This window comes from Fodinibius salinus (assembly GCF_008124865.1).
GTDB classification, from domain to species: domain Bacteria; phylum Bacteroidota; class Rhodothermia; order Balneolales; family Balneolaceae; genus Fodinibius; species Fodinibius salinus.
Map to the genome: position 1 here is coordinate 100,864 of NZ_VNHY01000004.1, position 17,710 is coordinate 118,573.

Genomic DNA, 17,710 nt, shown 5'->3' on the forward strand with positions numbered 1-17,710 from the left:
ATGTAATTGGCAAATAAGATATTACGTTATTCCTTACAGTTTCGGGAAGGTAGTATGGAAATCCAAACGAAGAACTACGAATGTATAAAAAAGTGATCAGTTACATTATATAAATATCATGATTCTAGAACTAAAAAAGAATAGTAGCTGGAGGCTTTGTAAAAAGCTTCTGCCGATAATTAATTTTTCAACGAATCCATATCAATCACAAAACGATATTTGACGTCGGAGTTGACGACACGTTCGTAAGCTTCATTGATATTCTGGATGTCAATCATTTCGACATCACACGTAATATCATGTTCCCCGCAGAAATTGAGCATCTCTTGCGTTTCCTTAATGCCGCCAATTACTGATCCAGCTACACGCTTGCGACCCATGATCAATCCGCCACCGTGCATCTCTTCTAGCGGTTCAATAGCCCCCACAAGTACCATGGTAGCATCCAGTCCCAACAACTGAATGTAGGGATCCAAATCGTGACCAACAGGAATAGTATTCAGCAGGAAGTCAAAAGATCCCTGATGGGCCGCCATCTGATCATCATCCGTGGAGATCAGTACTTCATCAGCACCCAACCGCTTAGCATCATCGGCCTTTTCAGGAGAGCGGGTAATCATCACAACTTCAGCACCCAGTGCATCAGCAAACTTTACTCCCATGTGGCCAAGTCCGCCGAGACCAATCACTCCTACCTTGTCGCCTTCATCGACCTCCCAGTGCGACAGCGGAGACCATGTAGTAATACCGGCACAAAGCAGCGGTGCCGCGGCATTGGTATCAATATTTTCGGGCATATCCAGCACAAATTCTTTATCAACTACAACCTGTTCGGAATAACCACCATAGGTATGCCCGCCCAGATGCTCATCGGGGCCATTGTAGGTCATGACAGCTCCATTTTCGCAGTATTGTTCCAGATCTTGTTTGCAAGATGCACAATCCTGGCAAGAATCAACCATACATCCCACACCTACAAGATCGCCTTCATTGAAATTTGAAACGTTGTTTCCAACTTCCGTCACACGGCCAACAATTTCGTGTCCCGGCACTACCGGATACATGGAATTTCCCCAGTCATCCCTCACTTGGTGAATATCACTATGACAAACACCGCAATATTCAATTTCAATTTTGACGTCATCTTCGGTTATCTCTCTACGCTCAATTTCAAGGGGTTCCAAATCTTTATCTGAAGCATGAGCAGCATAAGCATCTACATTTGTCATATTACAGCTATTTTATCTGTGTTAATATTTTATTTGTGTCAATGAAGTTTATTGAACAGAAAGACTCTGTACTTCATTCCTAATATAGCTGCCCAAATTACAGCACAATAACCGATCAGCCAGATAAAACGGAACGGAATCGAGGAATCTTCTTTTCTTCTACTCACCTATTTACTAAGACCCAACACTTACAAGCGGTACCCATAAAAATGGTATCAAAATAAGCACTGATTTTCTCTTTATAACGCAGGATTTTGTATCATTTGCATTCATGAAACGGCATACCACCATACTGCTCCTTATTACCCTTATTTTCAATTTCTTGGGGGTTAGCTTTGTCTATAATATCTGGCTGTATTCTATAAAAGAAGAGGTTAAGAAAAAGATTGAAAGCGATTTCCAGGAAGAACCAAAAGTGATCAAAGTCCCTTTAAGCTGGGCCGAACATCCGCCAAAAGAATTTAAGTGGCACGAGTCTCATGAATTTGAATACCAAGGACAAATGTACGATATCATCCGCAAAGAGATCCACGGTGATACCATTTGGTATTATTGCCACTGGGATAAGGCCGAAACAAAATTGTTGAATAATCTGGCAGAATATATATCGAACTACCTACAAGAAAGTAAAGCCAAGCAACAAAAATATGTCTCTTTAAAACAGTATCTCGATAAAATATTTCTCCTCTCTCATTCAGAACCTCGCTTTGAGCTATTTACCCAAACGCTAGCTCGTTTTGCGCACGATATATCCCGTCTACATATTTTTCTGGATGTGGATCTGCCGCCCCCAAAGATACAATGAGCAACACATTCGATTCATTTTCACAATTTTTACTAAAACCCTATTTGTTTTATGAAGAAGTATCTTTTAACGATGCTCTTAACAGTACTATATGTTTCTGGGGCATTTGCACAAAGCATTACCGTTGTTGATAAAGAGACCGGAGATCCACTGGAAGGAGTAAACATCTTTACCAAGGATCGGTCGATTGCAGAAGTCACGAATAGTCAAGGTAATGCATCCATTGAGGATTTCGCAGAAGCAGAAACCATAATTTTTAGCTACGTCGGATACAATACCGTCCGGTTCTCTTATAATGAAATAGCTAACAGAACTTCTCCAATCGCACTTCAGCAAAAACCGCTGTCTATGGGTGATATGGTAGTCTCGGCCAACCGCTGGAAACAGGATACTCGGGAAGTACCTGTATCAGTAGCCCAGATTACTCCCGAAGAAGCACAGCTTCAAAATCCACAGACTGCAGCCGATCTGCTGGGGGTCTCAAACGAAGTATTTATTCAAAAAAGCCAGATGGGAGGAGGCAGCCCCATGATTCGCGGCTTTGCCACCAATCGCGTGCTGCTGGTCATCGATGGCGTGCGGATGAATAACGCCATCTTCAGGGGTGGGAATCTACAAAACGTAATCTCACTCGATGCCAATGCCATCGAAAATACCGAGGTCGTACTCGGACCGGGATCCGTAACCTATGGCAGTGATGCCATCGGTGGCGTCATGAGCTTCAATACTCTGACGCCAAAACTTAGTGTTAGCAGTGAGCCCAGAATAGAAGGCAATACCCTGACGCGTATTTCTTCGGCAAACTGGGGCAAAACCGGTCATATTGATTTGAATCTCGGATTCAAAAATTGGGGGTCTGTTACCAGCCTGACCTATTCCGATTACCAAGATATGCGGATGGGTACCGACGGCCCCTCCGATTATCGACGGTCGCAATATGTGGAACGCATAAACGGACAAGATCAAGTCCTGACGAATGAGCGGCCAAACATCCAGCATCCCACCGGATATAACCAGGTAAATGTGATGCAGAAGTTTCGGTATCGACCGTCTGAAAGCTGGGATCTTAAGCTGGGCATGCATTATTCCACCACCACCAACCTGCCCCGTTACGATCGACTGACTGAAAAACAAAACGGACAGTTCCGAAAGGCAGAGTGGTATTACGGACCACAGCAATGGTTTATGACCAACTTCAATGCTACTTACTATTCTGATGCTGCCCTTTTTGACAAGCTCAAAACAACAGTGGCATATCAGGATTACGAGGAAAGCCGTAATGACCGCGACTTCCAAGACCCCAACCTGCGAAATCGCGAAGAGCATGTCCGTTCGTATTCGGCTAATGTTGATTTTGAGAAACAACTTACAAACCGCAGCACACTGTTTTATGGTCTTGAGGGTGTCATCAACAAGGTGTACTCGAACGCTCATGTGACTGATATTACGACCAATCAGCAAACGCCTACATCTACGCGCTATCCCGATGATTCACGATGGCAGTCGTATGCGGCCTTTGTAAATTATAAAAATAACCTCAGCGAGAAATTTACCCTTACAGCCGGTGCGCGCTACAATCAGTACCTGATTGACGCTACCATCGACGCGCCTCAGTTTCAATACAATTTTGGTAGAGCGGATATCAACCGCAGTGCTGTAACAGGAAGCGCCGGATTTGTATATCGTCCCACAGAAAGTTGGAAAATTGACGGCCATATCTCTACCGGCTTTCGCGCTCCCAATATCGACGATATCGGCAAAATATTTGATTCCGAACCGGGATCAGTTATCGTGCCTAATTCTAATCTGGACCCCGAATATGCCTACAACTTTGAGCTGGGACTCCAAAAAATGTTTGGGGATCGTCTAAAACTCGATTTATCTGCCTTCTATACCATTCTGGATAACGCCCTTGCCCGCCGTGACTTTACCGTCAACGGACAAGACAGCGTAGTTTATGACGGTACGCTAAGTCAGGTACAGGCCATCCAAAACGTAGCTTCAGCCAAAGTCTGGGGAGCACAGGCCAGCATGGAGCTTCAGATTTCTCCGTCACTCAACCTCTCGTCTGATATCAGCTTACAGAAGGGTGAAGAAGACGGACCCAATGGAACCACCGTGCCCGTACGTCACGTTGCCCCCACTTTTGGCAGCACCCATCTGACGTATGAACCCGGTAACCTGACTATTGATGCCTATGCTGACTATAACGGAGAGATTCCGTTTAGCGACTTAGCTCCATCCGAAAAGGGGAAACCGCATCTTTATGCGCTTAATAGCAACGGCAACCCCTATTCCCCAAGTTGGTACACCCTCAATCTAAAAAGCTCATATAATATTTCGGATAATATAAGCCTGAACTTTGGGGTTGAAAACATAACCAATCAACGCTACCGCCCATATTCTTCCGGTATTGCAGCGCCGGGTCGCAATATTATTTTTGGAATTCGCGGGCACATCTAACAAAAGTCAACAGGTCAATAATTACAAAAGCCCCTCTATTATGAGGGGCTTTTGTATTAAGGCCGTTAATAGATGTAAAATACTATGAGGTACTTTTAATCTCATCTATTAGTTATTAAAATTAAATAGCTGTATTGATACCGTAATTATCAAATCAGGCATTGAGATGGATGTATTCATACTTACACTCCTTTTTCTGCTGGGTATTGTTTTGATTAGCGGTCTTGTCTTTTGGCAATATGGCGGATCGGAATACGAAGAAAAACGTATTATCAAAACTAGTTATGAAGATGCTTCAACTGTTGTGGAAGATGCACTGCGCTACTGTAAATTTACCCCGAAAAGTAAATATCCCAATCGAGGTATTATCAACGCTGAAAGCAAATGGACGATGAAATCATTTGGAGAAGATATACAGGTCATTCTTTCAGAAAAAGAAGAAGGCGTGCATATCTCTTTTTATTCGAGATGCAAGCTGGAAACGCAAATCATTGACTGGGGAAAGAACGAACAAAATGCTGAGCAATTTTTTAAGGCAGTAAAAGTGATGGCATGATTTTACGACCTCCTCTACAGAATAACAATGCCAATAAAATTACACTCCGAAATTTCCAGCATAGAATTTCACGCTGGAAAGGCCAAGAAGACAGTTTGGAATGTATACCTATTTATCCAGATCCCTCCTTCGATACAGATAATTACTTTTAAAAATAATTTCTTTTTAAATACAAGGTGACTCTTATATATTAGAGTATCTTAACATTGATAATAATTGAATATTTGATTAACCATTTGCAATGATGAATATCAGTAATTCCCTTTGGGGTCGTTTTATACTGGTCGTTCTTTTTGTGGCAGGGATGGCAGCATGTAAAAGTACAGAAAACACAAAGACTGCTTCTTCAACTCCTGAAAAAGATAGCTTAGAAGAACTTTACTGGGCGCGTAAAGACAGTGCAAAAATGTCATTTACGCAAGCTGATGTGAAATTTATGACGGGGATGATTGCTCATCATGCCCAAGCACTAGTTATGTCTCGGCTGGCTCCTAAAAATGGAGCTAGTCAGCAGGTACAAACACTGGCTGCGCGTATCATCAACGCCCAGAAAGATGAAATACAATCCATGCAGAAGTGGTTGCGTACTCGTGAACAACCCGTGCCCCAAATAGAAATTAACGGTCTCATCCTATCTATTACGCTTGATGGCAAGCCCTATACAAGCTACCGAAAAATGCGGGGTGTGCTCGCGCAAGAAAAGCTGGAAGAACTTGCTGCTGCGCGTAACAAAGAATTTGACAAACTTTTTCTCAAGTATATGATTCAACATCATGCAGGAGCCGTATATATGGTCGAAAATCTTTTCGACACCGATGGCGCAGCTCAGGATAACCGTGCCTTCCGCCTTGCCTCTGATATACAAGTAGATCAGCGTACTGAAATTGAACGTATGCGCCTGATGCTTGATAAGCTACAAAAATCAAGCTAAATGGCCACTCCTTTAACCACCTTCATAAATCAATAACCATCTATAAAACCACTATTATGAACTTTGATTTTTTAAACCAAAGATCTGCCTCAGAGAATCGGGGTGCAAGAAAACCGTCACTCTGGTTATTAATGGCAGCATTGATGCTCATTAGTTATTCCTGTGCCACCTCTTCTTCATCGATGGAGGAAATGGAATCAACAAAGACGAACATTAAACCGTTAAGCCAGGTAGAAGCCCCCACTCCCGATCCACGTGTGGGATTGGAAGCAGGGTTATTTGATGCCGAAGAGGCCAGCTGGAATATGACTATGGTTGCTCAAAAACGTCCTCCGGAAAAATACGTAGGAGTAACTAATTCTGATCTTGCCTTTAAAGGAAAGTATGCCATCCAAGGTAATTATAACGGATTTCTTATATGGGATATCTCAACTCCCAGCTCTCCCAAGTTGGTAACTGACTTTCTCTGTCCGGCATCCCAAAGCGATGTATCAGTATATGGCGATCTCCTTTTTGTTTCCGGCGAAGGATTGGGCGGACGTCTGGACTGCGGAACTGAAGGTATAGATAAAAAAGTAAGCGAAAAACGACTACGCGGCATTCGAATTTTTAATATCGATGACATTAAAAATCCTGAGTACGTCTCTAATGTACAGACCTGTCGAGGTTCACATACTCATTCTGTGCTCAAGGATCCCAAAGATGATGAAAATGTTTATGTATATGTTTCCGGATCAGCTCCTGTACGCCCCAGTGAAGAACTACCCGGCTGCTCTGATGCTATGCCCAAGGAAGATCCCAACTCTGCCCTATTCCGTATTGAGGTTATAAAGGTGCCGCTGGACAATCCTGAAAAGGCAGAAATTGTCAACTCTCCGCGCATCTTTGAAAACTTAACGGAAGCACCAAATCACGGCATGTCTCCCGCTGATGCTGAGCAATTGGCCCAAGCCAAAGAAGAAGGAGCCTTTGTTGCTGAAATTGGCGGTCAGCCACGCATTATCCCCGACCGGTATGTTCAAATTATGCTTAAGCAAGTAATGAAAGAGCAGGGCAAGACAGGCGAACCTACTGCTGCCGACAGTGCTATGCTGCGCAAAAAGTTGCCTGAAATTATTGCTGAGCGTTTTGGTGGAAATGATGAGGAGACCGAAGGCCCACAGCGCGGGCCCAACCAGTGTCATGATATTACACTCTATCCCGAAATTGGACTAGCTGGAGGAGCCTGCGAAGGATATGGACTGCTGCTCGATATTAATGATCCGGCCAATCCAAAGCGCGTAGATGCGGTAGCCGACTCTAACTTTGCCTACTGGCACTCTGCGACCTTCAATAACGAAGGCGATAAAGTACTTTTTACGGATGAATGGGGCGGCGGCGGTCAACCCAAGTGCCGCGAAAAAGATCCTATGGAATGGGGGGCTAATGCTATCTTTACCATTAGTGAAGACAATACAATGGACTTTCAGTCTTATTACAAGATGCCTGCACCACAAACAACACAAGAAAACTGTGTAGCGCATAATGGGTCGTTAATTCCCATTCCCGACCGCGACATCATGGTGCAATCGTGGTATCAGGGGGGTATTTCTGTCTTCGACTGGACCGATCCCAATAATCCGGTTGAAATTGCTTTCCACGATCGCGGCCCTGTAGATTCTACCCAAATGCAGATGGGCGGCAGTTGGTCGGTATATTGGTACAATGGTGCTATTGTGAATTCCGAGATAGCCCGTGGATTGGACATTTTCAAATTGGAGCCAAGCCCATATCTAACGAAAAATGAGATAGCGGCTGCAAATACGGTCACCTTTGAACAACTTAATCCCCAAGGGCAGCCACAATACGACTGGCCGGCTACCTTCGCGCTTGCCAAAGCCTATGTAGATCAGCTGGAACGCAATAATGGAATGAGCATGAATTCGATTTCCACGGTCAGGAAGAAGCTTACAAAAGCTGAAAATGCACCTGAAGCTGAACGGCGTGAGATACTTACTGATGTAGCTGAGGACGTAAAAAAGCAGGGTAATAATTCAAGCCAGCCTCAAAAAATTCGCAAACTTCGCAATACCTTGGAAACGCTGTCTACTAAGTAGGCACAAATTCTTTTGGCTATTGGAATCCTCTTTGGATGCGGTTACCTACCAATTCTGAAGGGGATTTTTTTATGCGAAGAGTTTTTCAAGAGATGCTTTATAAAAAGTGGGCCCGGACGGATTTGAACCGCCGGCCAATCGATTATGAGTCGACTGCTCTAACCGCTGAGCTACGGGCCCGTTTTATTTGCTTTGAAAGGCTGCTAAAGTTAACGGTTTCATATTCACAATACAAGATGTAATCTTACTTTAGCTCTATCCACTAATCTGCAAGGGGTATATATTTTGTACAATTTTCAATTGCAGAAGTAAAGATGAATACCTTATATTTAGCGTCTCTTAACGCACGTCCGACTGCAAGTTTTGACACACATGCCCGAGTGGCGGAATTGGTAGACGCGTTGGACTTAAAATCCAATTGGCATCTAAATGCCAGTGTCGGTTCGAGTCCGACCTCGGGTACATTACAGAACCCTAAGTTGTTGACAATAAACAGCTTAGGGTATTTTTATGTGACTATGGCCAAACAAAAGGTCTTGTTTTCTCACCTCAGGATGGAATAAACTCACCATTCTCTTTGCTCGGATGTATTCATGATTAATAGCAGGAGACAATCTCTCTTAGGCATTTTTACTGCCATACCAAAAATCTGTAACCTATTGGGATCTACCAAATTCACTGAATCGTTCAGAGCATACTTATGCAGGTTGCTCGTCCCTCCATCAAACAAGATCGGGGCTTTGGACATCCACCGGCCAGTGTGGCGGCTATACAATCCACCAGAAACCCCATATCGCTAAATTCGTCCTGGTTTTGCAACTGCATAATGTTGTCCCTCTACTATGCTAAAGCTTTGTAGAGCAGGCAGGCGTCGTAGTCGATGCGCTCAAGAGCACTTTAGTTTCTCTGTTCATTTTTTTAGTTGCCAATTAAACACCTCATAGCTCTGGTCCGCCCCAAGTTTTCTCGAACTGCTTTGAGTGTTGGCAATAACCGAACTCTGTCAGGGAATTCCACCTTATCTTTTGGTTCCTTGGAAACCAACGAGTTAAAAATGAAGGATTTGACTAAATTTTAAGGAGCTTCTTTCTTATTGAATGATAGGAATCTTCGAAATCTGTACAGACTTTGAAGATTATCTTAAAAGTCGAAACGTTGGCAGTTTATTGTTAGTTTAGAGAGGCCTGCTTAACAGGTTTTCATCCCAAAAATTTAATGCATTCGCTATCCTATGAACCGCCGCAAATTATCGGTATTAGCCGGTGCCCTTATCTTCATCATTAGTATTCCTCTTGCATGGTACTTATCGGGCAGTGCTCCCGAACAGGCCGACCGTGAGCCACCCGTTGATGTTATTAAAGTACCAACTATTACTGCTAATCCCGGCACGCTCACCAATCGTATACAATTTACCGGGCGCGTCATTCCCGAAGGTCGATTTGATATCTTTGCTGAAGTAACGGGACGCCTAATGCCCGAAGGCAAACCCTTTAAAACAGGTACAACCTTTGAAAAGGGTGAAGCCATCATTACCCTTAATGATGATGAACAACGGCAACAACTGAAGGCATCCAAGTATGAATTTTCGGCGCTGATATCTCGCATCTTACCGGATATCAATATTGACTACCCCAATGCTTATGATGATTGGCAGCAGTACCTCGAAAACTTTGACGCTTCCGACGCCATCCCTCCACTGCCGGAAGTTAACAACCGTCAGCTTCAATTATATTTAAACAGCCAAAATATATACAGCAGATATGCAAGTATCCGCCAGCAAGAAGTGCGGGTTGACAAATTTACCATTGAAGCCCCCTTCGACGGGGTGGTAACCGAAAATACGGTAGATCCCGGCGCACTGGTACAGCCCAGTCAGCGCCTTGGAGAATTTACGAAAATAGATCCGCTGGAGATCGAAGCCTCTATTCCTGCCGAGCAGGCCCAGTTTATTAAGGTGGGCGATCGTGTGGAACTGCAATTTCGTACGGCTGGACGCAAAGATGTAGAAGCACGCATTGACCGCAAAAATGCAGTTATTGACCCTTCCAGCCAAAGCGTAAAGGTGTTTATGAAGATCAACGATTCTAATCTAAAAGCCGGTGCCTATGTGGAAGGGAGTATTGCCGGCCGACCTTTTGATAATGCAGTACGTATCCACCAGGATGCACTCGTACGCGACAACAATATTTTTGTAATCCGCGACTCTACCGCCCACTTTACCGAGATTAACGTGCTGGCACAATCCGGTGACAGTGTAACTATAAGCGGACTTAAACCGAGTACTGTCATCATTGATGATTTCCGTGAAGCATCTTTTGAAGGGTCAACAGTAGCACCGCTGGGGGATCAATAAATGAAGCGCATCATAGAATATTTCGTTAAGCACGTTGTACTGGTTAACTTTACGATTTTTGCCATTCTAGTCCTGGGATCGGTGGCAGCATTTAACATGACCTCCAGCTTCTTTCCTGAGGTAGAACCGCAGTTCATTACTGTGCAAGCAGTATATCCGGGTGCTTCACCTCTCGAGATGGAAGAAAGTATTGTCCTCAAAATTGAGGATAACATCGAAGGCGTCAATGGAGTAAAACGCATCACTTCTTACACCGAAGAAAATCGCTCTACAATAAATGCCGAAATTTATGCCTCTGTGGATGAGAATGAGGTACTCCAGGAAATAAAAAATGCTGTTGATCAGATTAGCACCTTTCCCACCGGCTTAGAAGAACTCATTGTATATAAGGAAGAACCCACAAACCTGGCCGGCAAAATGGTACTGCGCGGAGACGTGCCCATTACCACTCTTAAAGATATGGTTGAGCAGATAGAAGATGACCTGCGGGACTATGAAAACATCACTAACGTCAGCAATTTTGGGTATAACAATCCTGAGATTGAAATTAATGTTAGTGAAAAAGAGCTACGTAACTATGACCTCACTATTCGTGATATCAGCCGGGCCGTATCCGAAGAGAATATTCGCGGTACCGGGGGCATTATCCGCGGCCCCGAGCTGGAATACCGCATCCGGGTGGAACAAAAATCTGATTATGCCAAAAACTTCAAAAACATTCCTGTAAAAAATAAGCCCGATGGTACTATTATTCGGCTTAGTGATATAGCCAAGGTTAAAGATACTTTCAATGAAGGTACCCAGCGTGTATTCCTAGACGGTCAGCGCGGAGTCACTATTACTGTAAATACGACTAATAATGAAGATATACTTGCTGCGTCATCCAGTATTAAAGAGTATATCAAGGAGTTTAATAACCGTAAGAAAAACTCCGAGCTTATTCTGGTTGACGATGCCACAAAAAACCTGCGCGACCGCATTGACCTGCTGCAGGAAAATGGCCTGCTCGGGGCGGCACTGGTTCTGCTGTTACTGGGACTTTTTCTACGTATCCGACTGGCCTTCTGGGTGGCACTGGGAATCCCGATCTCTTTCTGCGGCATGTTTATGCTGGCCCTCTATTATGGTATTACAATCAACGTTATTTCTCTTTTCGGGATGATCATCGTCATTGGTATCCTCGTGGATGATGGCATTGTAGTGGGGGAAAATATTTACCAGAAGTACGAACAGGGCTTGCCGCCCATCAAAGCAGCTGTTGAGGGTACCCTGCAGGTGGTACCTGCCGTAACGTCGGCCATTATTACAACTGTCATTGCCTTTAGCTTTTTCTACTTTATTCCGGGACAGCTGGGACAATTTTTCTCGGAGGTAGCGTTTGTGGTATCCGCCACACTACTCATCTCACTGATTGAGGTATTTATCTTTCTGCCGGCACACTTGGCACATTCAAAATCACTGCATCAAAATAACGGCAAAGGCGGGATACAGGAATATACTTCCAACCTTGTAAAAAAAGTACGCGACCGTTTTTATATTCCCTTCCTCGAATTTTCGCTCCGCAACAAGACCTTGGTAGGCCTCAGCTCAGTTGCAATCCTGCTGGTGACGCTCGGAGCCATCAGCGGAACAACAATTCGTACCACTTTTTTCCCTGAAATTGAATCGAATACTATCCGTGTGGATATACGCCTGCGGAGAGCTCTCAACAATGACATTACCGAATCAAAGGGACGAGAGATTCTGGCAGCTGCACGGCGGCTGAATAAACGCTATCGCAAAGAATTTGACATGGATCGCGACATGTTTGAGCATATGGAGCTACAGGTGGGGTATGAAAGTAATCAAATGAGTCTTGTATTTTATCTGATGCCGGCAGCTGAACGAGAAATACGCAGTGCCCAAATTACTGAGGACCTGCGCGAAGAGGTAGGCCCCATTCCCCGCACTAATCAGCTTTCGTACGGTGGAGGCACCCCTTTCGGGAAACCGGTGGCAATTTCGCTGGTCTCCCCCAATTTTGACCAGCTTCGCAAAGCGGCACAAGAGCTCAAAGTACGTCTCTCTGAAATGTCGGAGCTGACCGATGTTATTGATAACCAGAACTCAAATGAACCGGAACTGCACCTTACCCTCAAAGACAAAGCTCGAGCACTTGGCTTTTCGCTGCAGGATGTGATCTCGAGAGTCCGTGACAGCTTTTTTGGAAATGAAGCTCAGCGTTTGCAACGAGGTAAAAATGAGATCCGCGTGTGGGTGCGTTATGACCTGGCCAACCGTAGCGGCGCTGACGATCTGCTAAATATGCGTATTGCTAATAACCAGGGTAATAAATATCCACTTAAAGAACTGGTAAATATTGATTATAAACTGGGACTGGTATCAATTAACCACCGGGGTGGAGAACGCGAAATCAGAGTCGAGGCAGATCTAAGTGATGCGGATCTGTCGGCACCGGATGTGTTGGAAGAAATTGAAACATCTATCTTGTCAGTGCTTACGTCCAAATATCCTTCGTTGGATTATTCACTCGAAGGACAGGCTCGCGAAACCGGCGAAGTGGCAACGGCAGCAAAAACAGTTTTACCTATTTTACTGCTGCTCATTTTTGCACTCATCCTGTTCACCTTTAAATCATTCAGTCAGTCTATCGTGTTATTCCTGATCATTCCCTTTGGCATTATTGGCGCTGCCTGGGGGCATTTTATCCATGGGCTGGGGCTTGGTATTTTATCTGTCCTGGGTATTATCGCCTTGGTTGGAATTATTGTAAATGATGGGCTTGTACTTGTTACAACACTTAATGATAAACTGCGGGATGGCATGCCCTATTATGAGGCGTTGGTTGAAACCGGTCGCGCCCGCTTTCGCCCCGTTATATTGACGACCGGTACAACAGCTGTTGGATTGGCACCACTTATCCTAGAGGAGAGTTTTCAGGCCCAATTCTTAATACCTATGGCTGTTAGCGTGGCTTACGGACTGCTGGTAGCAACTTTTCTCCTCTTGGCACTGCTACCCCTACTGCTAATGGCAGCTAACAATCTAACCCGGCTTTGCCATTGGATTTGGGAGGACGAATGGATTACGTACCGCGCTGCTGAACCAGCCGTTAAAGAATTAAAGTGGGAGGAAGAAAATGAAGAATAAAACGATTGTCACAACATTTGTTTTAGTTATAATCACAGCGGTAACAGCTGCAGGGCAATCCAACCCCGCACAGGCTGATACACTATCGCTGTCACAAGCTGTAGGCTTAGCACTCGAAAAAAATCATAATATTACTATTGCTCGCAACCGGGCAGAAATTGACGAAAATAATGCCACCTTGGGTAATGCCGGATACCTGCCATCGCTAACGGCAAACGGTTCGTATAGAAAATCTATTGAAAATACTACGTTAAACTTTTCCGGCAATACTCCCGACACTTCGCGCACGGGCAGTATCTCGAGTCAACTTGCGGGCTCACTGAATGCACAATACACGCTTTTTGACGGTTTTGGTAATGCATACCGCCTAAAAAGCTTAAAGCGACAGGCTAAATTGGGAAGTGTACAAAGTCGCCTGGAGATTGAGAATACCCTTTTACAGGTCATCCAGCGCTACCTGCAAACCATTGCCCGCGCTGAGTTGGCAACAATAAATCGCCAAAGTATTGATATATCGGAACAGCGTTTTAAACGAGCGCAAAAGCAATATCAGATGGGCGGTCGCACAAAAGTAAATCTGCTAAATGCCGAAGTTGCTCTCAACCAAGACAGTATCCGGTATGTTCAGTCAAATGCTGATCTCCAGGATGCCAAACGAAATTTACTGGTATTGCTGGGAGAACAACCTTCAGGAGATATCCACGTACAAAAACAAATTTCTATTAATCGTGAGCTTAATTTACAGGAGCTCATGCAGTCTGCCCTTCAAAATAATGCCTCGCTGGTTACTTCTGAGTTGGAAACCAAACTGGCCGAAGTATCACTAAAACAGTCGCGTTCTGATCGGTATCCACAACTAAATGCTGAAGCCTCCTATAACTACACACGCTCACAAAGCGAAGCTAATTTGCTTAGCTTCCAAGAAACCAATGGCTTAACCGGTACTCTCTCACTCAGCTTCAATATTTTTAATGGTTTCCAACGCAAAATCGACATCCAGAATGCTAAAATACGCCTCCGGAACAGCAAGGAACAACAGCAGCTGGCCCAAAAACAACTACGCCGTGATATGCGTAATGCTTATGAAGACTATAGCACAAATATTTTTCTGCTAGATAAACAACAACTGAATGTACAAACTGCTGAACTTAATTTTCGGCGTACCCAAAAAGCATTTAAATTGGGACAAGTGTCGAACACTGAATTTCGGGAAGCACAACTGAACCTACTGCAAGCTCGCCAAGAATTGGTCAACCTCAAAGTCAATGCGAAATTATCTGAAATTGAGCTGTTAAAGCTCGGAGGACGATTATTAGAAATAGAATGATCCTTTACCTAAAACAGAATAGAATTTTTAAATAACTATTTTAAATTGTAAAATCTATTTAAGGGTTTATTGATTTATTTTCTAGCTAACAATTACTTACAGTTAGGAACTTGCATCTGATCGTTATGATCAGCAATTTTTTGTGTAAGTTAAATACTAATACAGCTTTTCATTATGGGTGTACGCTACAATTTTTCGGGATGAACGGTTACATAATGCATGATTATACTGTTAACTTCTTTGACAATATATAATATAAAAGGTTGTCATACGTCTCGATTTTACTATTTTAATTGATCACCGAAAATAGATGACATAAATATGAGTTTAAGCAATAAAAAAGTAATTATTGTTGAGGATGACCTTATCCTTAACCTTTTATACGAAAGCTATCTCGAACGGCTCGGATTTAAGACTGAAGGCGAACTTGTTTATGGCAAGACAGCTATCAAATCAGTTGAAGAGCACGAGCCCGACTTAATTGTTATGGATATTTCTCTCGAAGGTGATATTGACGGCATTGACGCCATGCTGGAAATCAGGAAATTTTCTGACGTCCCTGTCATCTTTATTACTGGTAACTCTGATCCCCATCACGTTGAACGTGCCGAAGGGATTGACTATCTGGATTATCTGACTAAGCCCATCGAATTTGATGATCTGCAAAATGTCATTCAACAACATTTCCCGACTAAGTAGTACTCCCATTCAATTCGTAACATTCTAATTATAAACCAATCTGTTTATATCAATGAGTTTGCCTAATCGCAGTTTTATCATCTCTATTTGTTTTCTCCTGAGCATAGCTTTGCTTGGTTGTTCAGGCTCTCAACAAATGACCGAGAATGAAAAGAGAGAGAAGGAATCGATGAATAAAGTGAAGCAAAAAAATCTTCACAAGCCTCCTTCGCAAATGGATCGGGCGGTTGCCAACGATATTACCAATGAAATTCCTTCATCATTTTTTAAGGCTATTGACAAGAATACTCGAACCATGTCGGGCAAGCCAGGTGCTGACTATTGGACACAACGTGCCCACTATGATATTGATACCGAACTTATCCCTGATGATACCCTGCTGAAAGGAAGTGGAACCATCACTTATTACAATAATTCACCTGATACGCTTAACAAGCTAGTTATGGAACTGGCTCAGAACCTCCATAAAGAAGGAGTGCCACGTTTGAGCAACCAAGAAATAACGGGCGGTGTTAACCTGCATTATATTGCTGTAAGTGGTGATACACTGTCACAAATACAGTCACGCAAAGCATCCAGCGGTTATACTGTTAATGGTACTTTGCTCAATATTCTTCCCGGCCAGTCCGTTTCGCCCGGAGACAGTGTCAAAATAAATATTGGATGGGATTTCAAGATTCCCCAACGAGGTGCAAGCGGCCGTATGGGTTATAATAAAGATAACCTCTTTTACATTGGCTACTGGTATCCCCAGATGCGTGTATATGATGATGTAATTGGATGGTTTATGGAACCGTTTCTTGGTAATGCTGAATTCTACCACGATTTTGGCAATTATGATGTAGATATCACTGCCCCTGAACAGTGGATGGTTGCCTCAACCGGTAAGCTCCAAAATGGGAAACAGGTTTTACAAGACAATATATATCAGCGTCTAAAAAAAGCTCATCAGAGTGATACGGTGGTATCAGTTGTTACCAAAGATGACTTTGGCGACGTAACAAAATCGACAGAAAACGGAAAGGTTACATGGTCGTTCAGCGCCAAAGATGTACGCGATTTTGCATTTAGTGCTACCAAAGAATCTATGTGGGATGCTACCCGTGCCAGTGTGGGTGACCTTGATGGAGACGGGCAAGAAAATTATTCAAGTATCAACGCTATATATCGCAGCTCTGCCCCACTTTGGACAAATGGTGCAAAATATACTCGCGATGCTATTAGCTTTTTGTCTGATTATACTGACATGTCGTATCCTTGGCCACATATGACTTCCGTTGAGGGTGGTGGTATTATTGGCGGAGGCATGGAATTTCCTATGATGACGGTCATCGGCGACTATAAAGATCAGCCCAAAAACGCCTTATATGCCGTCATTGCTCACGAACTTGCCCACATGTGGGTTCCCATGCAGGTTAGCTCAAATGAACGCCGCTATGCCTGGATGGACGAAGGCACTACAACATTTAATGAGAATCAGGCCAAGCAATCATACTTCCCCGACGGACCTGATGCTGACAAACAAGAAATGCAGAGTTACTTGCGTATCACACAAACCGACCTCGAAGGACCTATTATGCGATGGTCAAACTTTCATTATAACGGTGCTGCTTATGGTACAGCCTCGTATCCCAAGCCGGCCACTATGCTTGCTAGCCTTAGAAATTTACTGGGCGAAAAGACCTTTAATAACGCTCTTCAAACCTTTATGGACCGCTGGCAGTACAAGCATCCCTATCCTTGGGATATGTTTAACACCTTTGAGGATGTAAGCGGCAGAGAGCTCGACTGGTTCTGGAGAGCTTGGTACTACGAAACGTGGACGCTGGACCAAGCCGTTGGAAAAGTAACCACTACTGAAAACAAAACTGAAATTGTTATTGAGGATCGTGGCCAAGCGCCAATGCCTGCTACAGTAGAAATTACCATGGCCGACGGTTCCACTATTATGCGTACGATACCGGTTGAAAAATGGCTGAAGGGAATGAGAAGAACAACCCTCACGGTTGACGGTACTGCAACCAAAGTCGTAATCGATCCCGACAGCAACTATCCTGATAAAAACAGGAAAAATAACCAGTGGAAACAATAAACACCCCAC

General features: G+C 43.8%; 12 protein-coding genes and 2 tRNA genes. 11 read left to right on the forward strand and 3 right to left on the reverse strand.

The genetic code is table 11. The features are described from left to right. Nucleotides 1-179: 179 nt before the first annotated feature. Nucleotides 180-1,229: an NAD(P)-dependent alcohol dehydrogenase gene (locus LX73_RS11105; RefSeq protein ID WP_148899582.1), complete on the reverse strand. Its 1,050-nt coding sequence runs from the start codon at nucleotides 1,227-1,229 to the stop codon at nucleotides 180-182. Between the two features lie 271 nt (nucleotides 1,230-1,500). Between LX73_RS11105 and LX73_RS11110 the strand changes: the two genes are divergently transcribed. The 5 genes from LX73_RS11110 (at nucleotide 1,501) to LX73_RS11130 (ending at nucleotide 8,080) form a co-directional block, all read left to right on the forward strand. Then, nucleotides 1,501-2,034, forward strand: a complete 534-nt coding sequence (locus LX73_RS11110) for a hypothetical protein (RefSeq protein ID WP_148899583.1) — start codon at nucleotides 1,501-1,503, stop codon at nucleotides 2,032-2,034. 51 nt (nucleotides 2,035-2,085) lie between these two features. Then, nucleotides 2,086-4,497: a TonB-dependent receptor gene (locus LX73_RS11115; RefSeq protein WP_148899584.1), complete on the forward strand. Its 2,412-nt coding sequence runs from the start codon at nucleotides 2,086-2,088 to the stop codon at nucleotides 4,495-4,497. Between the two features lie 166 nt (nucleotides 4,498-4,663). After that, nucleotides 4,664-5,053, forward strand: a complete 390-nt coding sequence (locus tag LX73_RS11120; RefSeq protein WP_148899585.1) for a hypothetical protein — start codon at nucleotides 4,664-4,666, stop codon at nucleotides 5,051-5,053. Between the two features lie 241 nt (nucleotides 5,054-5,294). After that, nucleotides 5,295-5,984 carry a DUF305 domain-containing protein gene (locus tag LX73_RS11125; protein WP_148899586.1) on the forward strand — a complete coding sequence of 230 codons (690 nt, stop codon included), beginning with the start codon at nucleotides 5,295-5,297 and terminating at the stop codon, nucleotides 5,982-5,984. 131 nt (nucleotides 5,985-6,115) lie between these two features. Further along, the gene (locus LX73_RS11130; RefSeq protein WP_148899791.1) at nucleotides 6,116-8,080 is read left to right on the forward strand and encodes an LVIVD repeat-containing protein; all 1,965 of its coding nucleotides are present in this window, start codon (nucleotides 6,116-6,118) and stop codon (nucleotides 8,078-8,080) included. Between the two features lie 107 nt (nucleotides 8,081-8,187). Here the strand turns inward: LX73_RS11130 and LX73_RS11135 are convergent. After that, a tRNA-Ile gene (locus LX73_RS11135) sits at nucleotides 8,188-8,260 on the reverse strand. A 194-nt stretch (nucleotides 8,261-8,454) separates the two neighbouring features. On the opposite strand from LX73_RS11135, the gene LX73_RS11140 reads away from it, so the two are divergent. After that, nucleotides 8,455-8,542, forward strand: a tRNA-Leu gene (locus tag LX73_RS11140). Between the two features lie 225 nt (nucleotides 8,543-8,767). Here the strand turns inward: LX73_RS11140 and LX73_RS13000 are convergent. Beyond that, a complete protein-coding gene (locus tag LX73_RS13000; RefSeq protein WP_170245671.1) occupies nucleotides 8,768-8,905 on the reverse strand; it encodes a hypothetical protein in 138 nt (45 codons plus the stop codon). A 406-nt stretch (nucleotides 8,906-9,311) separates the two neighbouring features. On the opposite strand from LX73_RS13000, the gene LX73_RS11145 reads away from it, so the two are divergent. From LX73_RS11145 to LX73_RS11165, 5 genes are all read left to right on the forward strand, one after another. After that, nucleotides 9,312-10,433 carry an efflux RND transporter periplasmic adaptor subunit gene (locus LX73_RS11145; RefSeq protein ID WP_148899587.1) on the forward strand — a complete coding sequence of 374 codons (1,122 nt, stop codon included), beginning with the start codon at nucleotides 9,312-9,314 and terminating at the stop codon, nucleotides 10,431-10,433. Next, nucleotides 10,434-13,583 carry an efflux RND transporter permease subunit gene (locus tag LX73_RS11150; protein WP_148899588.1) on the forward strand — a complete coding sequence of 1,050 codons (3,150 nt, stop codon included), beginning with the start codon at nucleotides 10,434-10,436 and terminating at the stop codon, nucleotides 13,581-13,583. Continuing rightward, a complete protein-coding gene (locus LX73_RS11155; protein WP_148899589.1) occupies nucleotides 13,573-14,910 on the forward strand; it encodes a TolC family protein in 1,338 nt (445 codons plus the stop codon). Before LX73_RS11150 ends, LX73_RS11155 begins: the two co-directional genes overlap by 11 nt. A 321-nt stretch (nucleotides 14,911-15,231) precedes the next feature. Next, nucleotides 15,232-15,609 carry a response regulator gene (locus tag LX73_RS11160; protein ID WP_148899590.1) on the forward strand — a complete coding sequence of 126 codons (378 nt, stop codon included), beginning with the start codon at nucleotides 15,232-15,234 and terminating at the stop codon, nucleotides 15,607-15,609. A gap of 169 nt (nucleotides 15,610-15,778) precedes the next feature. Then, on the forward strand, nucleotides 15,779-17,701 hold the full coding sequence (locus LX73_RS11165) for a M1 family metallopeptidase (RefSeq protein WP_211359422.1): 1,923 nt from the start codon (nucleotides 15,779-15,781) through the stop codon (nucleotides 17,699-17,701). The last annotated feature ends 9 nt before the right edge of the window (nucleotides 17,702-17,710 follow it).